The organism is Rugamonas aquatica, from assembly GCF_009380215.1.
GTDB lineage: Bacteria > Pseudomonadota > Gammaproteobacteria > Burkholderiales > Burkholderiaceae_D > Rugamonas > Rugamonas aquatica_B.
Genome location: NZ_WHUG01000007.1, coordinates 1 through 18,445, shown reverse-complemented (window position 1 = coordinate 18,445; position 18,445 = coordinate 1). Strand labels below are relative to the sequence as shown.

The window sequence follows — 18,445 nt, the reverse complement described above, 5'->3', positions numbered from 1 at the left end:
TAGCTGTCGCTTTTGACAGCTCCCGTCCAAGCAACGGGAGAAGCATCATGATACGTTCACTGTGGATCGCCAAGACTGGCATGGAAGCGCAACAGACCGCGCTCGATGTCACGTCCAACAACCTGGCCAACGTCAGCACCAACGGCTTCAAGAAATCGCGCGCCGTGTTCGAGGATCTGCTGTACCAGAACATCCGCCAGCCGGGCGGCCAATCGTCGCAGCAGACCAACCTGCCATCGGGCATGCAGCTCGGCACCGGCGTGCGTCCGGTGGCGATCGAGCGCGTGCACACCCAGGGCAATCCCCAGTCGACCGGCAACGATAAAGACCTGATGGTCAACGGCAACGGCTTCTTCAATGTGCTGCTGCCCGACGGCACCACCGCCTACACCCGCGACGGCTCCTTCCAGCGCGACAACAACGGCCAGATGGTCACCTCCAGCGGCTTCGTGCTGCAGCCGGCCATCACCATTCCGATCACCGCACAATCGATCACCGTCGGCCGCGACGGCACCGTGACGGTCACGCTGCCGGGCCAGGTGGCGCCGCAGCAGATCGGCAGCATCCAGCTGTCGACCTTCATCAACCCGACCGGGCTGGAATCGAAGGGCGAGAACCTGTACGTGGAAACCGGCGCGTCCGGCAACCCGCAGACCAACACGCCAGGCACCAACGGCACCGGCGTCATCCTGCAAGGCTATGTGGAAACCTCGAACGTCAACGTGGTCGAGGAAATGGTCAATATGATCCAGACCCAGCGCGCTTATGAAATCAACTCGAAGGCCATCACGACCTCCGACCAGATGCTGGCCAAGCTGTCGCAGATGTAAGGAGTCGAGCATGAAATACGCCATCACCATCGTTGTCGCGGCTGCCGCCCTGAGCGGCTGCATGAGCACGCCGACCTCCATCGTGCAGATGCCGATGTCGGCCCGTCCGCTGACCAGCGAGCGGCTGCAGGCGGCGCCCAGCAACGGCGCCATCTACCAGACCGCCGCCTTCCGTCCTATCTTCGAAGACCGCCGCGCGCGCCATGTCGGCGACGTGCTGACCCTGGTCATCACCGAGAAGACGTCGGCGGTCAAGGCCGGCGCCAGTTCGGGCAACAAGTCCGGCAGCGTCAGCGCCACCGTGCCCGGCCCGCTGCATTCGACCTTCGGCAATACGCTGTCGGCCAGCAACGCCAGCAAGTACGCCGACGGCGACAACCAGTCGGCCAGCAACACCTTCACCGGCACCATGGGCGTGACCGTGGTCGAGGTACTGTCCAACGGCAACCTGATCGTCGCCGGCGAGAAGCAGGTGGCGATGAACAAGGGCGTGGAATTCATCCGCTTCTCCGGCATGATCAATCCCGACAATATCGCCACCGGCAACACCGTGCAGTCGACCGCCGTGGCCGACGCCAAGGTCGAGTACCGCACCAACAGCCAGATCGACCGCGCCGAGATGGCGTCGATGGCTTCGCGCTTCTTCCAAAGCCTGTTACCTTTCTGATGGCCATCATGGACAGCATTCACAACATCAACGAAGGCAAGCGCCGCGTCGCCGGCCTGTGCAAGCTGGCGGCCCTGGTGCTGCTGCTGGTGCTGGCCGCGCTGCTGGTGCAGCCGGCCCGCGCCGAGCGCCTCAAGGACCTGGTCAGCATCGCCGGCGTGCGGCAGAATCAGCTGATCGGCTACGGCCTGGTCGTCGGCCTCGACGGCAGCGGCGACCAGACCACGCAAACCCCGTTCACCGTGCAGAGCGTGGTGTCGATGCTGCAGCAGCTGGGCGTGAACCTGCCGCAGGGCACCTCGCTGCAATTGAAGAACGTCGCCGCCGTGATGGTGACGGCCTCGCTGCCGCCGTTCGCGCAGCCGGGCCAGATGCTCGATATCACGGTGTCGTCGATGGGCAACGCCAAGAGCCTGCGCGGCGGCACGCTGCTGATGACGCCGCTCAAGGGCGCCGATGGCCAGGTCTACGGCATGGCCCAGGGCAATGTGCTGGTGGGCGGCGTCGGCGTCGCGGCCGGCGGCGCCGGCGGCAGCTCGCTGACCGTCAACCACCTCAGCGTGGGCAAGATTTCCGGCGGCGCCACCGTCGAGCGCGCCGTGGCGTCCAGCCTGGGCGAGGGCAACTTCATCAAGCTGGAATTGAACACCGCCGACTTCGCCACCGCCAGCCGCGTGGTTGAAGTGATCAACGATAAATACGGTCCCGGCATCGCCTACGCGCTGGACAGCCGCGTGATCCGCGTGCAGTCGCCCAGCAGCAGCGACCAGCGCGTCAGCTTCATCGGCACCCTGCAGGACATGCAGGTCAATCCGGCCGAGCAGCCGGCCAAGGTCATCATGAACGCGCGCACCGGTTCGGTGGTGATGAACCGCGCCGTCACGCTGGAAACCTGCGCCATCTCGCACGGCAACCTGTCGATCTCGGTGACGGCCGATCCGCAGATCAGCCAGCCCAATCCGCTGTCGGGCGGGCGCACCGTGGTCGCGCCCAACCAGCAGGTCGGCATCAAGGCCGACGGCGGCAAGGTCATGATGGTCAAGGGCGGCGCGTCGCTGGCCGAAGTGGTCAAGGCGCTCAACGCCATCGGCGCCACGCCGCAGGATTTGCTGGCCATCTTGCAGGCGATGAAAGCGGCCGGTTCGCTGCGCGCCGAGCTGGAAATCATTTAGGAAGGCGCCGCCATGACCAGCTCAATTCCCAATGCGAATACCTCCAACGACCTCAGCAGCAAGTTCGCCCTCGACCTCAAGGACATGGGCAGCCTGCGCCAGTCGGCCAAGGCCGGCAGCCCGGAGGCGCTGAAGACGGCCGCCACGCAGTTCGAAGCCATGTTCGTCAACATGATGATGAAGAGCATGCGCGAGGCCACGCCGCAGGACGGCATGATGGACAGCCAGCAGACCAAGATGTTCACCACCATGCTGGACCAGCAGACCAGCCAGAATATCGCCAAGAAGGGCATCGGCCTGTCGGACATGCTGATACGCCAGCTGTCGAAAAACGCCGACAAGCAGGCGCTGGCGATCGGCAACGAGGCCGGCGACAGCAGCAGCGGCGCCAACGGCGGCAGCTTCGGCGGCCTGGCCAGCCTGATGGACGCCAAGCTGCAACGCGCCATCGCGGCGGCCGGCGGCGCCGGGGCGGCCAACGCGGCCGGCTCGGTCGACGACAACAGCGCCGTGCCCGCCACCAGCGCCAACAAGGGCAGCCAGGCGCCGCATGTGCGCAGCTTCCAGGACAAGCTCAGCGCGCACGCCGAGGAGGCCAGCCGCGCCACCGGCATTCCGGCCAAGTTCATGCTGGGCCAGGCGGCGCTGGAGAGCGGCTGGGGCAAGCGCGAGATCAAGGGCCGCGACGGCACCAACAGCCACAACCTGTTCGGCATCAAGGCCGGCGGCGACTGGAAGGGCAAGGTGGTCGAGGCCACCACCACCGAATACGTCAACGGCAAGGCGCAGACCCGCGTCGAGCGCTTCCGCGCCTACGACAGCTACAGCGACAGCTTCAAGGATTACGCCAGGCTGTTGGCGAGCAATCCGCGCTACGAAAAAGTGCTGGCCAGCGCGGGCGATGCCAGCAGCTTCGCCCAGGGCTTGCAGAAGGCCGGCTACGCCACCGATCCGAATTACGCGAACAAACTCACCAGCATCATCAAACGCTCGCTGGCCGGTTGATCGGGCGCGGGGTCAAGTTTACCGGCGGTTTGCCGTTACCACCTTAAGAATAGAGTACAAACATCATGTCCAGTCTTCTCAGCATCGGCAAAAGCGGTTTGTTGGCAGCCCAGGTAGGTCTGTCGACCACCGGCAACAACATCACCAACGCTGGCGTGGCTGGATACAGCCGCCAGGCGGCGATCCAGTCGGACACCGCGACCCAGGACCAGGGCTTCGGCTTCGTCGGCAGCGGCACCGAGGTCAGCGCCGTGCGCCGCTACTACGACAACTTCCTCGCGGTCCAGCTGCGCAACGCCGAATCGAGCCAGGCGTCGCTGGACTCGTACACCAAGCAGATCAGCCAGGTCGACAACCTGCTGGCCGACCCCACGGCCGGCCTGTCGCCGGCGCTGCAGGACTTCTTCAACGGTGTGCAGGACGCCACCTCGAATCCGGCCTCGGCCGCGTCACGCCAGGCCATGCTGTCCACCGCCAACTCGCTGGTGTCGCGCTTCCAGGGGCTGAGCGCGCGGATGACCGAGATCGCTTCCGGCGTCAACGGCCAGATCAGCTCCACCGTCAACGAGATCAATTCCTACGCCAGGGAACTCGCCTCGCTGAACAACACCATCGCCGGCCTGACCACCGACGGCAAGGCCCCCAACGATTTGCTGGATCACCGCGACCAGATGCTGACCGAGCTGAACAAGCTGGTCAAGACCACCGTCATCCCGGGCGACAACAACACGTTGACGGTCGAATTCGGCACGGGGCAACCGCTGGTGGTGGGCAATACCGCCTTCCAGCTGGCCACGTCCACGTCGCCGACCGACGCCAGCCGCGTCACGGTCGGCTACCAGACCGCGAGCGGCGCCTTCAGCGCCTTGCCGGACAGCGTGCTGACCGGCGGCCAGATCGGCGGCCTGCTGGAATTCCGCAACGGCGCCATGGACCGCGCGCAGAATTCGCTGGGCCAGGTGGCGGCCGGGCTGGCCGTCAGCTTCAATGCGCAGCACGTGCTGGGCCAGGACCAGAACGGCGCGCTCGGCACGGCGTTCTTCAATCCGATCAACGCCTATGTCGGCGTCAACAGCCGCAATTCGCCGGCCAGCACGGCCAATGTCAGCGCCGTCGTCACCGACGCCGGCAAGCTCACCGCCAGCGACTACAGCGTCGATTTCGACGGCACCAATTTCAACGTCACCCGCCTCAGCGACGGCCAGGTCACGCAGATCAATCCCTTCCCGCAGACGGTGCCGCAAACCATCGACGGCGTCGACTACACGATCACCGGCACGCCGGCGGACAAGGATAATTTCCTGGTGCGGCCGACCTACAACGCGGCCCACGATATCAGCGTCGCCATCACCGACCGCACCAAGATCGCGCTGGCGGCGCCGATCGCCACCGCGGCGCCGAACGCCAATGCCGGCAACGCCAAGATCAGCGCCGGCACCGTCGACAAGAATTACCTGACCCCGGGCAATGCGCTGGCGGCGCCGGTCACGCTGAGCTACGACAAGGCCTCGAACTCGCTGTCGGGCTTCCCGCCGACCCAGGATGTGACGGTGACGGTCAACGGCGTGGCCACCGTGTATCCGGCCGGTACGCCGACCGTGCCGTACACCGATGGCGCGGCGATCAGCTTCGGCGGCATCAACTTCAACATCAGCGGCACGCCGGCCGACCTCGACACCTTCACCATCGGTCCGAATATCAGCGGCGTCGGCGACAGCCGCAACGGCGCCTTGCTGGCCGGCCTGCAAACCAAGAACATCCTCGACAACGGCAACGCCACCTACCAGACCACCTACGCGCAGATGGTCAACTTCGTCGGCAACAAGGCGCGCGAGGCGCAGATCACCGGCTCCGCCGCCGACGCCGCCGTGGACCAGGCCACCAAGCAGAAGGAAAGCGTGTCCGGTGTGAACCTGGATGAGGAAGCGGCAAATCTGTTACGCTACCAGCAGGCCTACCAGGCCAGCGGCAAAGTCATGCAGGTGGCCAGTACGCTGTTCGATGTTTTGCTCAATATTAGGTAATTATCATGTCCATGCGCATCAGTTCCAAGACGATCTACGACGTTGGCGTAGGGCAGATCAGCACGCTGCAGAGCGCGCTGGCCCGTACCCAGGCGCAGCTGTCGACCGGCCGCAAGAACCTGACCGCCGCCGACGATCCCATCGCCACCGCGCGCGCGCTGGAGGTGACGCAGTCGCAATCGATCAACACCCAGCTGGTGACCAACCGCGCCAATACCAAGGGCGTGCTGTCGCTGGAGACGGTGGCGCTGGCCAGCTCGACCGCGATCCTGCAGGACATCAAGACGCTGACTGTCAACGCCGGCAACGGCGGCTACACGCAGAAGGACCGCGAGTCGCTGGCGATCGAGCTGGAAGGCCGGCTGGCCGACCTGCTGGGTCAGGCCAACACCGCCGACGGCGTCGGCGGCTATGTGTTCTCCGGCTACAAGTCGACCACCTTGCCGTTCACCCAGACCGCCAACGGCGCCGCCTACCAGGGCGACCAGGGCCAGCGCGAGCTGCAGGTGGGCTCGACGCGCAAGCTGCCGATCAGCGATTCCGGTTCGTCCGTGTTTGAAAACAATGCGACCGGCAACGGCACCTTCGTCACCGGCGCCGACCCGGCCAACTATACGCGCGGCGGCAGCGGCATCATCAGCCCCGGCTCGGTCAAGGATGCGACCCAGCTTACCGGCCACAAGTACCAGATCGATTTCCAGGTGGTGCCGGCCACGCCGGGCACGCCCAAGGCGACGACCTATACCGTCACCGACCTGACCTTGAACCAGCCGGTGCCGCCGGCGCCGGTGCCGGCCGTGCCGCAACCGTATGTGAGCGGGCAGAACATCACCTTCGACGGCGTGCAGTTCGACGTCAAGGGCGATCCGGCCGACCTGGACAATTTCACCGTGCAGCCCAGCACCAAGCAATCGATCTTCACCACCGTGAGCGACCTGATCGCGGCCTTGCGCGCGCCGGGCGACGGCGCGGCGGGGCAGGCCAGCCTGAACAACAAGCTGAACCTGGCTCACATGAATATCGACAACGCCACCGACAATCTGCTGTCGATCCAGTCGGAGGTGGGCTCGCGGCTGAAGGAATTGGATTACCTGGACAGTTCCGGCGACGACTTGAATTTGCAGTACGCGACCACGCTGTCGGACTTGCAGGAGGTCGACACGGTGAAGGCGATCTCGCTGTTCACGCAGCAGCAGACCACGCTGGACGCGGCGCAGAAATCGTTCAAGAGCCTGGCCGGGCTGTCGCTGTTCAACTACATCACCTGAGCGCAGCGGCGCCGCGCCGCGACCGCACAAGAAAAAGCCCCTGAGCGCATCGCGCCAGGGGCTTTTTAACGTGGGGTCAAGTCTGACATTCGGACACGGCCTCAAGCGTAGCGGCTAGCTAGCGTTGAGTTCGTGTCCGAATGCCAGACCTGACCCCGGGGTTATTTGGCTGCCAGGATGCCGCCGGCCGCGTGCTGCTTGCGGAGCCAGTCGTCGTCCTGGGCGGCGGCGCTGCCGCTCAGGCCGGTGGTGGCGGCGTAGCGCTGCAACTGCTCGGCCAGCGCGGCGACGTGGCCCGCCAGGCCGGCGCCGGCCGGCGCCGGCGTCAGCTGCCCGCCGGTGTTGCCGGCAGGCGCGGCGCCGGCCTGCTGGCCGTAGCTGTTGATGGCTTGCGTCAGCGCGCTCGCCTGCGCCGCCCGGCTGGCCAGGAACCAGACGTCGGCCATCTGGCTGACCGTGCCGTCGCTGTGGGTGTAGCTGGAGCGCAAACCGATCCAGTTGTTGTTGTCCAGCTCGCTCACCTTGGTGGCCGCGACCGTCAGGCTGGCGATGCCCAGCGACGCCAGCGTCTTCAGCTCGTCGCCCTGGCTGACGCCGTCCGCGTTGGCGTCGACCCACACCCGCAAGTCGCCGAATTGCGCATCCTTGCTGTCGACCACGCCGTCGTGGTTGCTATCCATGTCGGCCAGCGCCGCGAAGCCATCCTTGGCCTTGCCGCCGTTGCTGCTGCTGGTGGCGGTGCCGAACAATTCGCTGCCATCGTTGATGACGCCATCGTGGTTGCGGTCCAGCGCGAGCAAGCCATCGCCCTTGCCGACCCAGCCGACGTTGAGGCGTTCGCCATCGGCATAGATGTCGAAGCGCACGCCGGCGTCGATGCCCAGCGTGCGGATGCCGTTGCCGTCCAGGTCGAGGACCAGCGGACTGCCGATCGGCAGCACCGCCAGTTGTTCCTGCGTCAGCGCCGCATGCTGGTCGGCGGTCAGCGCGCACACCTGGGTCGAGGCCAGCGCCGAGATTTCCGCCACGGTCAGCGCGGCGACCTGCGCCAGCGTCAGCGCCTTGATCTGGCTGGCCTTGAGCGAACGGATTTGCGCCGTCGAGAACGCCGCCACCTGCTCGATCGAGAAGTTGGCGATGGTGTTGCCGCTCAGGTTGGACAGCTGCGCAGTCTTCAGCGCGACGATGTCGTTGCCGTCGAACGCATGGATCTGGTCGGAGTTCAGCGCGTTCAGCGCCACCACCGACATCGCCGCCACCAGCGTCGGATCGAGCGAGGAGATCTGGGTGGTGTTCAGGCCCAGCGACTGGGTCGAGCCGAATGCGGCGATCTGGGCGGTGCGCAGGCTGTTGATCATGTCGGCCGCGAGGCCGGCGATCTGGTCGGAACTGAAGCCGCCGATCTGCGCCACTGTGAACGGGCTCAGCGTGCCGAGCGCGGCCAGCTGGTCGGTGCTCAGGCCGCGGATCTGCGGCACCGCCAGCGAGGCCAGCGCACGCGTCGACAGCGCGGAGAACTGGGCGCCGGTCAGCGCGGCGATCTGGTTGGTCTTCAGCGTCACCAGTTGCGCCGTGGTCAGGGCGGCCACCGCGTCGACATTGAGCGCGATGATCTGGTCGGTGCCCAGGATGGTCATGTTCAGGCCGCGCGCCTGCTGGGTGCTCAGCGAGCCCAGCTGGTCGGTGGTCAGCAGCGAGAATTGCTTGAGCGTCAGCGCGGCGATCTGCGCCGAGCGCAGCGTGGCGAAGTGGTCGACATCGATGCCGCCGAGCTGGTCGGAAGTCAGCGCCGCCACCTGGCCGGCGTTCAGCACGCCCAGCGTACTGAGCTGGTTGATCTGCTGCGTGGTCAGCGCGGTGATGTCGCTCGGGCTCAGCGAAGCGATCTGGCGCGTCGCCAGGCTGGCGATCTGGGCCAGCGTCAGCGCCGTGAACTGGGTCTTGGTCAGCGCGTCCAGCTGCGCGCTGCTGAGCGCGGGGATGTCGTCCAGCTCGATCGCCTGGATCTGGTCGGTGCTCAGCCCGGCCAGCGCGGCCACGTTCAGCGCGCGCACCTGGGCGGTGCTCAGGTTGACGATCTGGTCGGTGGTGAAGGCTTGCAGCTGGGCCTTGGTCAGCGCGGCGATCTGCGCGGTGCGCAAGGTCACCATGTGGTCGGCGTTGAGGGCGACCAGCTGGTCCGTGGAGAGCGAGCTGACCTGCAGCGTGGTCAGGCCGGCCAGCGTGGCCAGGCCGTTCAGCTGGTCGGTGGTCAGCGCCTTGGCCTGGGCGCCGGTCAGCGCCGCCACCTCGGCCGTGGTCAGCACGCCGAACTGGTCGACGCTGAGCAGCGAAATCTGCAGCGTGCTCAGCGAGGCGATCTGGTTGGTCTTCAGGCCGGACAGGTCTTCCACCTCGATGGCGGCGATCTGGTCGCTGTACAGGCCGCGCAGCGCCGACGTGCTCAGTGCGCGCCATTGCGCGACCGACAGCTGCTGGATCTGGTGGGTGGTGAAGGCGCCCATCTGGCGGCTGTTCAGCGCGCCGATCTGCGCCGTGGTCAGCGCGCCCAGCTGGTCGTCGTTGAGCGCCTGGATGCGGTCGGTGGTCAGCGTCGACACCTGGGTGGTGTTCAGCGAGCCCAGCGAACCGAGCAGCAGGAACTGGTCCGGCGTCAGGTAGCTGATCTGCAGCGTCGTCAGCGCGGCCACCTGGGCCGTGGTGAGGCTGGTCAGCTGGTTGGTGGTCATGCTGACCAGTTCGTCGGACGTCAGCGCGCGGATCTGCTGGCTGCGCAGCGCGGCCAAGTCGCCCAGCTCGATCGCGACGAACTGGTCGGTGCTGAGCGTGGCGATGGCCCTGGTCGACATCGCGCGCAGCTGCACATCGCTCATGTTGACGATCTGGTCGGTGGTCAGCGCCCGGACCTGGTTGACCGTCAGCGCGCCGATGGCGCCGGTGGACAGGTAGGCGATCTGCACGGTGTTGATCGCGGCCACCTGATCGGTGGTCAGCGCCTGCATCTGCGTCGAGCGCAGCGCGGCGATGTCGGCCACCTCGATCGCGTTGATCTGGTCGGTGGTCAGCGCGGCCAGCGTGCGCGTGGCCATGGCCAGCATGTCGGCGGTGGTCAGCGCGACGATCTGGTCGGTGGTCAGATAGCCGATCTGGGTGTTGCTCAGCGCGGCGATCTGGGCGGTGCGCAACACGCCGATCTGGCCGGGCTGCAGCGAGGCGAGCTGGTCGGAGGTCAGCGCGCGGATCTGCGCCGTGCCCATGCCGCGGATATTGCTCAGGTTGACCAGCTGGTCGGTGGACAGCGCCGCGATCTGGCTGGCCTTCAGGGCCGCCACTTCCTGCGAGGTCAGCAGGCTGACCTGGTCGCTGGTCAACGCCTGCAGCTGGACGCTGTTGAGCGCCTGCAGTTGCGCGCTCTTCATCGACGGGATGTCGACGGCGTCGATGAACGGGATCTGGGCGGCGCTCAGGCCGGCCAGCGCGGCGGTGCTGAGCGCGCCCACCTGGGCGCCGCTCAGTTCGATCAACTGGTCGCTCGACAGCACCGACACTTGCAGCGAGGTCAGGGCGCCGATCTGGCGCGTGCTCAGCAGGTCGATGTCCAGCAGCGACAGCGCGACGATGCGGTTGGTCGACATGGCGGCGATCTGCAGCGTCGAGTAGTCGGCCAGGTTGCCCAGCGCGCTGGCCTGGGCGTTGCTGAGCACGGACAACTGGGTTTGCGAGAAGGCGGCGATGTCGGCGCTGCTGAGCGCGTGCAGCTGGTCGGTCAGCAGCGCCTGCATTTGACTGGTGGTCAGCGAGCGCAGCTGGGCGGTGGTCATGGCGGCCAGGTCCAGCGCCTCGATCGCCTCGATCTGGTCGGTGCTCATCGCCGCCAGCAGGGTGGTGTTGATGGCGCGGATCTGCGCGGTCGACAGCGCGATGATCTGGTCGCTATTGATGCCCTTCACCTGGCCGCTGTTGAGCGCCGCCAGCTGTTTGGTGCTCAGCGTGACGAAGCGTTGCGGCGTCAGCGCGTTGAGCTGGTCGGTGCTCAGGGCGCTGATCTGCAGGGTGGTCAGCGCGGCCAGGTTGGCCAGCGCGGCGATCTGGTCGCTGGTGAGGTAGCTCAGCTGGCGAGTGGTCAGCGCGGCGATTTCACTGCTGATCAGGGTGCCGTACTGGGTCAGCGACAGCGCGCCCAGCTGGTCGCTGGTCAGCGCCATCAGCTGGTTGGTCTTGAGCGCGGCCAGGTCGGGGCCGGTCAGTTCGAGGATCTGGTCGGTGGTCAGCGCGGCGACCGCGGCGGCCGACAGCGCCCGCACCTGGGCCGTGCTCAGCACCGGAATCTGCAGGCTGGTGAAGTACTGGATCTGGGTGGTGCTGAAGGCGGCGATCTGGGCCGTCTTGAGCGCGGCCACCTGGGCCGGCGTCAGCGCGATGATCTGGTCGCTCGACAGGCCGCTGATCTGGCGCGTGTTGAGGCCGGCCAGGCTGCCCAGTGCGGCGAACTGGTCGGTGGTGAGCACGCCCAGCTGGCGGGTGGTCAGCGCGGCGATTTCCTGCGAGGTGAAGGCGCCCAGTTGCGCCAGCGTCAGCGACGCCACCTGGTCGGTGCTCAGCCCGGCCACCTGGTTGGTGCGCAGCGCGGCGATGTCGACCAGCTCGATGGCGGCGAACTGGCCGGTGGTCAGCGCGTTGAGCGCGGCGACGCTCAGGCCGCGGATCTGCGCGGTTTCCAGCGCGACGACCTGGTCGGTGCTCAATGCCTGCAGCTGAGCGCTCGACAGCGCGTTGAGCTGGCTGGTCTTCAGCGTGGCGATCTGCGGCAGGCCGAAGCTGTTGATCTGGTCGGTGGTCAGCGCCGTGACCTGGTTGCTGGTCAGCGGCGCCAGCGAGGCCAGGCTGTCGATCTGCGGCAGCGACAGGCCGGCCACCTGGTCGGTGGTCAGGCTGGCCAGCGTGCGGGTGCTGAGCGCGGCGAACTGGGCGGAGGTCAGCGCGGCCAGCTGGTCGCTCGACAGCGCGCGGATCTGGGCGGTGCCCAGCGCGGCCACGTCGACCACTTCGATGGCGGCGATCTGCAGGCTCGACAGCGCGGCCAGCGTGGCGGCGTTCAGGCTGCGCACCTGGGCGGTGCTCAGCGCGACGATCTCATCGGTGGTCAGCGCCGCGACTTGCTGGCCGGTCAGGCCGGCGATCTGGCGGGTCGTCAGCGTGGCGATCTTGGCCAGCGCCAGACTGGCGATCTGGTCGGTGGTCATGGCGGCGATCTGCTTGCTGGTCAGCGGCGCCAGCGTGGCGAAGCTGGCGATCTGGCTGGTCGACAGCCCGGCGATCTGCTGGGTGGTCAGGTTGGCGATGTCCTGGGTGCTCAGCGAACCGAACTGGGTGGGCGTCAGCTCGCTCAGCTGGATGGTGGTCAGCGCGGTGATCTGGCGGGTCGACAGCGCCTGCAGGTCGGCCAGCTGGATGGCCGGCACTTGAACCGAGGTCAGCACGCCGATCTGGTCGCTGGTCAGCGCCCGGAACTGGGACGTGGTCAGCGCGACGATTTCATCGGTGGTCAGCGCCATGATCTGGTCGGTGGTCAGCGCGGCCACCTGGCGCGTGGTCAGGCCGGCCAGGATGGTCAGCGGCAGCGAGGCGATCTGGTCGGTGGTGAGGGCGGCGATGGCGGCGGTCGAGAAGCTGGCCAGCGAGCTCAGCGCGCCGAGCTGGTCGCTGGTCAGCGCAGCCTTCTGGTCGCTGGTCAGCGCGGCGATTTCCTGCGTGGTCAGCGCGGTGATCTGGCTGGTGCTGAGGGCGAGGATCTGGTCGGTGCCCAGGTTGACCAGTTGCGCGAGGCTCAGCGAAGCGAGCTCGGTGCCGGTCAGCGCGGCGATCTGGCCGGTGGTCAGCGCCGCCATGTCGCCGGCGGCGATGCCGCGCAGCTGGGCCGTGAACATGCCGCGGATCTGGTCGGTGGTCAGCGCCACCAGCTGGTCGGTGCTGAGGGCGTGGATTTGCCGGGAGCCGAGCGAACGCAGGTCGGCCAGGTTCAGCGTCGCCAGCTGGTCGGTGGTGAAGCCGGCCAGCTGTTTGGTGGTCAGCGCGCTCAGCGTGGCCAGCGCGTCGATCTGGTCGCTGCTCATGCCGGCGATCTGGGTCAGCGTCAGGGCGGCGATTTCGCCGGTGGTCAACACCCGCAGCTGCTGGCTGCTCAGCGCGGCCAGCTGGGCGGTGGTCAGCGCCGCGATCTGGCGCGTGCTCATCGAGATCAGGTCGGCGTTGCGCAGCGCGGCGACGCGGTCCAGGCCGAGCGCGGCGATGGCGTCGGTGCTGAGCGCGCGCACTTGCGCGGTCGACATGGCGAGGATCTGGTCGCTGCTGATCGCGGCGGCCTGGTCGGTGTTGAAGGCGGCCAGCTGATTGGTCTGCAGCGTCGCGAAGTCGCCGGTCGTCATCTGCGCGATCTGGTCGGTGGTCAGGCCGGCGATCTGCCTGGTCACGAGCGGGCCCAGCGTCGACAGCGCGACGATCTGGTCGCTGGTCAGCACGGCGATCTGGTCCGAGGTCAGCGCGCGGATTTCCGCGGTGGTGAAGGCGGCCAGCTGGCCGAGCGTCAGGGCCGACACTTGCTGCGTGCTCAGCTGGGCGATCTGGGCGGTGCGCAGCGCGCGGATGTCGCGCGTTTCTATCGCGGCGATGGCGTCGGTCGACAGCGCGGCCATGGCGCTGGCGCTCAGCGCCACCAGTTGCGCCGTGTTCAGGCCGATGATCTGGTCGGTGGTCAGCGCCTGCAGCTGGTCGCTGGTGAAGGCGGTGAACTGGCGGGTGGTCAGGCTGGTCAGGTCGGCGGTCGTCAGCGTGCCGATCTGCACGGTGGTCAGCGCGCGCACCTGGCGCGTGGTCAGCGCGGTCAGGAAGCGCAGCGCGTCGATCTGTTCGCTGTTGAGCGCCTGCACCTGGTCGGTGGTCAGCGCCGCCGTCTGGCCGGAATTGAGGGCATAGATCTGGGCGGTGTTGAGCACCACGATCTGGCTGGTGTCGAACTTGTTGATTTGCTGCGTGTTGAGGCCGGCGATGTCGCGGGTCTCGATCGCGATCACCTGGTCGGTGGTCAGGGCGGCGATGGCGGCCGAGTTCAAGCCGCGGAACTGGGCGGCGCTCAGCGAGACGATCTGGTCGGTGGTCAGCGCCTGGATCTGGTCCGAGCTCAGCACCCGCAGCTGGCTGGTGGCCAGCGTGCCGAGGTTGTGCGTCGACAGCGAGGTCATCTGCGCCGTGGTGAAGGAGCCGATCTGGCGGCTCGACAGACCCACCAGCGTCGACAGCGCGTTCAGCTGGTCGGTGGTCAGCACGCTGATCTGGTCGGTGCTGAGGGCGCCGATGGCGCTGCTGGAGAGCGCGGTGAACTGGTCGGACAGCAGCACCACCAGCTGGTCGGTCGACAGCTGGGCGATCTGCGGCGCGCGCAGCGCGGCGATGTCGCGCGTTTCGATCTGGCCGATCTGGGTGCTGGTCAGCGCATTGAGCATCGCGCTGCCCATGGTGCTGTACTGGGCCGCCGTCAGTTCGATGATCTGGTCGCTGCTGAGGGCCTGCACCTGGTCGTAGGTCAGCGCCGCCAGTTGCACGCTGTTGAGGGTGGTGATGGACTTGCTCGACAGCGCCACCACCTGGTCGGTGGTCAGCGCCTGGATTTGCAGCGTGCTCAGCGGTACGATGGATTTCAGCGCGGCCACCTGGTCGGTGGTCAGCGCGGCCAGCTGGTCGGGCCGCAGGGCCGCCTCGTCGGCGCTGCTCAGCGCGGCGATCTGGACGCTGGTCAACGCCACCAGCTGGTCGGTGGTGAGCGCGCGGATCTGTGCCGTGGTGAAGACGGCGAAGTCGCGCGTCTCGATGGCTTGCACCTGGTCGGAAGTCAGGGCGCCGACGGTGGCGGTGGTCAGCGCGGCCACCTGGCCGGTCGACAGCGCGACGATCTGGTCGGTGCCCAGCGCCTGCACCTGGCCGGCGCTCAGCGCCGCCAGTTGCGCGCTGCTGAGCAGGGCGATGGTGCGGGTGGTCAGCGAGCTCACCTGGTCGGTGGTCAGCGCGCCGACCTGGGCGGAATTCAAGGCCGCCAGCGAGCTCAGCGCGTTGAACTGGTCGGTGCTCAGCACCGGCAGCTGGTCGGTGGTCAGCGCGGCGATTTCATGGCTGCGCAGCGCGTGCATCTGGTCGGTGCTCAGGCCGCCCAGTTGCACGGCGCTGAGCACGGCGATCTGGGCGCTGCTCATGCCGATCAAGTCGCGGGTTTCCAGCGCGGCGATCTGGTCGCTGTTGAGGTTGGCCACGGTGGCGGTGGCCAGGGCGCTCACTTGCAGCGAGCTCAGACCGGCGATCTGGTCGGTGGTGACGGCGGCGATCTGGCCGGCGGTCAGCGCGTTGAGCTGGCTGGTGGTCAGCAGGCCCAGCATGGCGGTCGCCAGCGTCGCGATCTGGTCGGTGGTGAGCGCCTGCACGGCGCCGGTGTTGATGGCGCGCAGCTGCTGGGTGGCCAGCGCGCCGAGCTGGCTGCTGACCAGGCTGGCGACCTGGTCGGAGCCCAGCATATTGAATTGGGCGGTGGACAGCGCGCGCAGGTCGACCGTCTCCAGCGCGCCGACCTGGTCCGAGTTCAGCACGTTGAGCTGGCGGCTGGACAGCGCCTGCATTTCGCGGGTGCTCAGCGCGACCAGCTGGTCGGTGCTGAGGGAGGCCATCAGGTCGGTGTTCAGGGCGCCGATCTGCAGCTGGGTCAGGGTCGGGACGTTGGCCGTGGTCAGGCCGGCCAGGGCGGCCGTGGTCAGGTAGTTCAGTTGCAGCGTGGTGATGGCGCGCACCTGGGAGGAACTCATCACGCCGAGCTGGTCCGAGCTGAGCGCTTGCATGTCCTCGGTCGTGAACAGGCCGATCTGCGCAGTCGTGAGACTGACGATCTGGTCGGTTGTGAAATCTATAACGATCGAAGTCATTGCATTGTTCTCCCGGGGAGCTTCCATGATACGCGCATAATTGCCTCATGGAAACCAAAAAACACGGCTTGGCTATTGAATCTCGCTATGGCCGCGGCCCTGGAGGTCTAAGCGGCAAGCTTGCCGGTTTGACCGCTTCGGGGCGCTGCGACCACGTGCGCGGCATCAGCCGCGCGCGTTCTATGCCATCCAAAAACAGGTTTTGCACGGGCGTCGCCAGATACGGGAGCGTCATGGCGATGACCAGCAAACCTACACCTAAAGTGATCGGAAATCCGATCCCAAACAAATTCAGTTGCGGCGCCGCGCGTGTCAGGATGCCCAGCGCGACGTTGGTAATCAGTAAAGCTGCGACGATGGGCAACGACAGTTGCACACCGGTGCTGAAGATCCTGCCGCCCCAGTCGGCCAGCTGCTTGAAGCCGCCGCCGTAGACCGGCGAGGCCGACACCGGCAGCGTGTAAAAACTTTCCACCAGCACCGACAGCAGCACCAGGTGGGCGTTCACGGCCAGGAAGGCCATGGTCGCCACCAGCGCCAGGAACTGGCTGATCGCCGACGAGCGGCCCTGGGTGTTGGGGTCGAAAAACGTCGCGAACCCCAGGCCCATGGTCAAACTGGAGATTTCTCCCGCCATCTCCACCGCAGCGAACACGATGCGGATGCTGAACCCCATGGCCAGGCCGATCAGCATTTCCTGCACCAGGATCAGCAAGCCGGCCAGCGACAGCGGGTCGCTGCCCGGCAGCACCGGCACGGCCGGCGCCACCACCATCGCCAGCAGCACGCCCAGGCTGATCTTGACGCTGGCGGGCACGCTGGAATTGCCGAACAGCGGAGACGCCGCCAGCAGGCCCAGGATGCGCGTCAACGGCCACAGCAAACCGGCGATCCACAGATTGATATCGGCAGTGGAGAACGAAATCATGAGGCCTTTTACCTATTTCTTTCCACCGGGCATCAGCAAACCCATTTTAAGTCAACTTCTTATTTAATCGGAAAATGTTACATATTGGCAAAGTATCTACCCGACCAGGCCGGGAATGCCGCCAAACACTTCGCGCATGTAGTCGAGCATGACCGACAGCATCCACGGGCCGGCCACCACCAGCGCCACGAAGATGCCGACCAGCTTGGGGATGAAGGACAGCGTCGCCTCATTGATCTGGGTGGCGGCCTGGAAGATGCTGACCACCAGGCCGATGATCAGCGCCACCAGCAGCATCGGGGCGGCGATCATCAGGGTCACTTCCATGGCGTGGCGGCCCATGGTCATCACGCTTTCGGGTGTCATGGCCGTCTCCTAGTAAAAACTCTGGGCCAGCGAACCGAGCAGCAGTTGCCAGCCGTCCACCAGCACGAACAGCATCAGCTTGAACGGCAGCGAGATCACGGCCGGCGACATCATCATCATCCCCATCGACATCAGTACAGAGGCGACCACCATGTCGATAATCAGAAATGGAATGAAGATGGCGAAGCCGATCTGGAAGGCGGTTTTCAGCTCGCTGGTGACGAAGGCCGGCACCAGGATGCGCAGCGGCACGTCTTCCGGCCCCTGCAGCGCGGGGCTGCGCGACAATTTGACGAACAAGGCCAGGTCGGCCTGGCGGGTTTGCTTCATCATGAAAGTTTTTAACGGCGCCACGCCCTTGTCCATGGCCGCGCTCATGTTGATCTTGTTTTCCTGCAGCGGCAGATACGCTTCGGTGTAGATCTTGTCGAAGGTCGGGCCCATGACGAACAGCGTCAGGAACAGCGCCAGCCCGACCATCACCTGGTTGGGCGGGGCCGACTGCGTGCCCAGCGCCTGGCGCAGCAGCGACAGCACGATGATGATGCGGGTGAAACTGGTCATCAGCAACAGCGCGGCCGGGATGAAGGTCAGCGCCGTCATCAGCAGCATGGTCTGGATCGGCAGCGTGTAGCTGGTGCCGCCGCCCGGCGCCGGCGCGGCGTTGAAGGCCGGGATGCCGATGCTGGAGTCGGCGCCGGCCGCAAGCGGCAGCGCCAGCGCGGCCAGCATCAACAGGGGTTTGACCACGGAGGAGGGGGAGATGCCGGCCTGCTTATTTGCCATTGCGCTTGTCGATCGTTTGTTTGAACCATTCGGCGAAGTTGGCCGTCGGCAGCGTGGCCGAGGCGGCTTCTTCGCTGCTCTCCTGGCGCGGCATGGTGGCCAGCGCGTTCATGCGGCCCGGCGAGGCGCCGACCACAATCCATTGTTCGCCCACTTCGACCACCAGGATGCGCTCGCGCGCGCCGACGTTGAGCGCGCCGACCAGCTTGACGTTGCTGTTGCCGCCGCCCAGGCCCTTCGGGCCGAAGCGCTTCAGGAACCAGGCCAGGCCCACCAGCAGGGCCAGCACGAACATCAGCGCGAAAGTGGTTTGCAGCAGGCCGCCGCCGGCCGAGGCCGTCGATGCCTGCGGCGTGGGGATGGTCATCGCCAGCGCGCCGGCGGGGGCCGCGGGGGCCGCAGCCGATGCCGGGCCGGCGGCGGCAGCGACCGGGGCGCT

The 18,445-nt window shown here is 66.7% G+C and carries 11 protein-coding genes; 6 read left to right on the top strand and 5 right to left on the bottom strand.

Features of this window, described 5'->3' with window-relative positions; translation table 11 throughout:
• Window positions 1-47 precede the first annotated feature (47 nt).
• From flgG to flgL, 6 genes are all read left to right on the top strand, one after another.
• Window positions 48-830: a flagellar basal-body rod protein FlgG gene (gene flgG, locus GEV02_RS17830; protein WP_152839262.1), complete on the top strand. Its 783-nt coding sequence runs from the start codon at window positions 48-50 to the stop codon at window positions 828-830.
• 10 nt (window positions 831-840) lie between these two features.
• Window positions 841-1,497 (top strand): flagellar basal body L-ring protein FlgH, encoded by a 657-nt coding sequence (locus tag GEV02_RS17825; protein ID WP_152839261.1) that lies wholly within the window; start codon window positions 841-843, stop codon window positions 1,495-1,497.
• Window positions 1,497-2,669 (top strand): flagellar basal body P-ring protein FlgI, encoded by a 1,173-nt coding sequence (locus GEV02_RS17820; RefSeq protein WP_152839260.1) that lies wholly within the window; start codon window positions 1,497-1,499, stop codon window positions 2,667-2,669. The genes GEV02_RS17825 and GEV02_RS17820 overlap by 1 nt, the downstream gene beginning before the upstream one ends.
• A 12-nt stretch (window positions 2,670-2,681) precedes the next feature.
• Window positions 2,682-3,674, top strand: coding sequence for a flagellar assembly peptidoglycan hydrolase FlgJ (flgJ, locus tag GEV02_RS17815; protein WP_152839259.1), 993 nt, complete (start codon window positions 2,682-2,684; stop codon window positions 3,672-3,674).
• A gap of 65 nt (window positions 3,675-3,739) precedes the next feature.
• A complete protein-coding gene (gene flgK / locus GEV02_RS17810) occupies window positions 3,740-5,698 on the top strand; it encodes a flagellar hook-associated protein FlgK (protein ID WP_152839258.1) in 1,959 nt (652 codons plus the stop codon).
• 5 nt (window positions 5,699-5,703) lie between these two features.
• The gene (gene flgL, locus GEV02_RS17805) at window positions 5,704-6,966 is read left to right on the top strand and encodes a flagellar hook-associated protein FlgL (RefSeq protein WP_152839257.1); all 1,263 of its coding nucleotides are present in this window, start codon (window positions 5,704-5,706) and stop codon (window positions 6,964-6,966) included.
• Between the two features lie 161 nt (window positions 6,967-7,127).
• Here the strand turns inward: flgL and GEV02_RS17800 are convergent, their stop codons facing one another.
• The 5 genes from GEV02_RS17800 to fliO form a co-directional block, all read right to left on the bottom strand.
• Complete coding sequence (locus tag GEV02_RS17800) at window positions 7,128-15,926, bottom strand: iron-regulated protein frpC (protein ID WP_152839256.1); 8,799 nt, start codon at window positions 15,924-15,926, stop codon at window positions 7,128-7,130.
• 85 nt (window positions 15,927-16,011) lie between these two features.
• On the bottom strand, window positions 16,012-16,854 hold the full coding sequence (gene fliR, locus GEV02_RS17795; protein WP_152839255.1) for a flagellar biosynthetic protein FliR: 843 nt from the start codon (window positions 16,852-16,854) through the stop codon (window positions 16,012-16,014).
• A 96-nt stretch (window positions 16,855-16,950) separates the two neighbouring features.
• Complete coding sequence (gene fliQ / locus GEV02_RS17790; RefSeq protein ID WP_008451355.1) at window positions 16,951-17,220, bottom strand: flagellar biosynthesis protein FliQ; 270 nt, start codon at window positions 17,218-17,220, stop codon at window positions 16,951-16,953.
• A gap of 9 nt (window positions 17,221-17,229) precedes the next feature.
• On the bottom strand, window positions 17,230-18,006 hold the full coding sequence (fliP, locus tag GEV02_RS17785) for a flagellar type III secretion system pore protein FliP (RefSeq protein ID WP_152839254.1): 777 nt from the start codon (window positions 18,004-18,006) through the stop codon (window positions 17,230-17,232).
• Window positions 17,996-18,445, bottom strand: a 450-nt coding sequence (gene fliO / locus GEV02_RS17780) for a flagellar biosynthetic protein FliO (protein WP_235922825.1), incomplete at its 5' end; no start/stop codon positions are given. The genes fliP and fliO, both read right to left, overlap by 11 nt.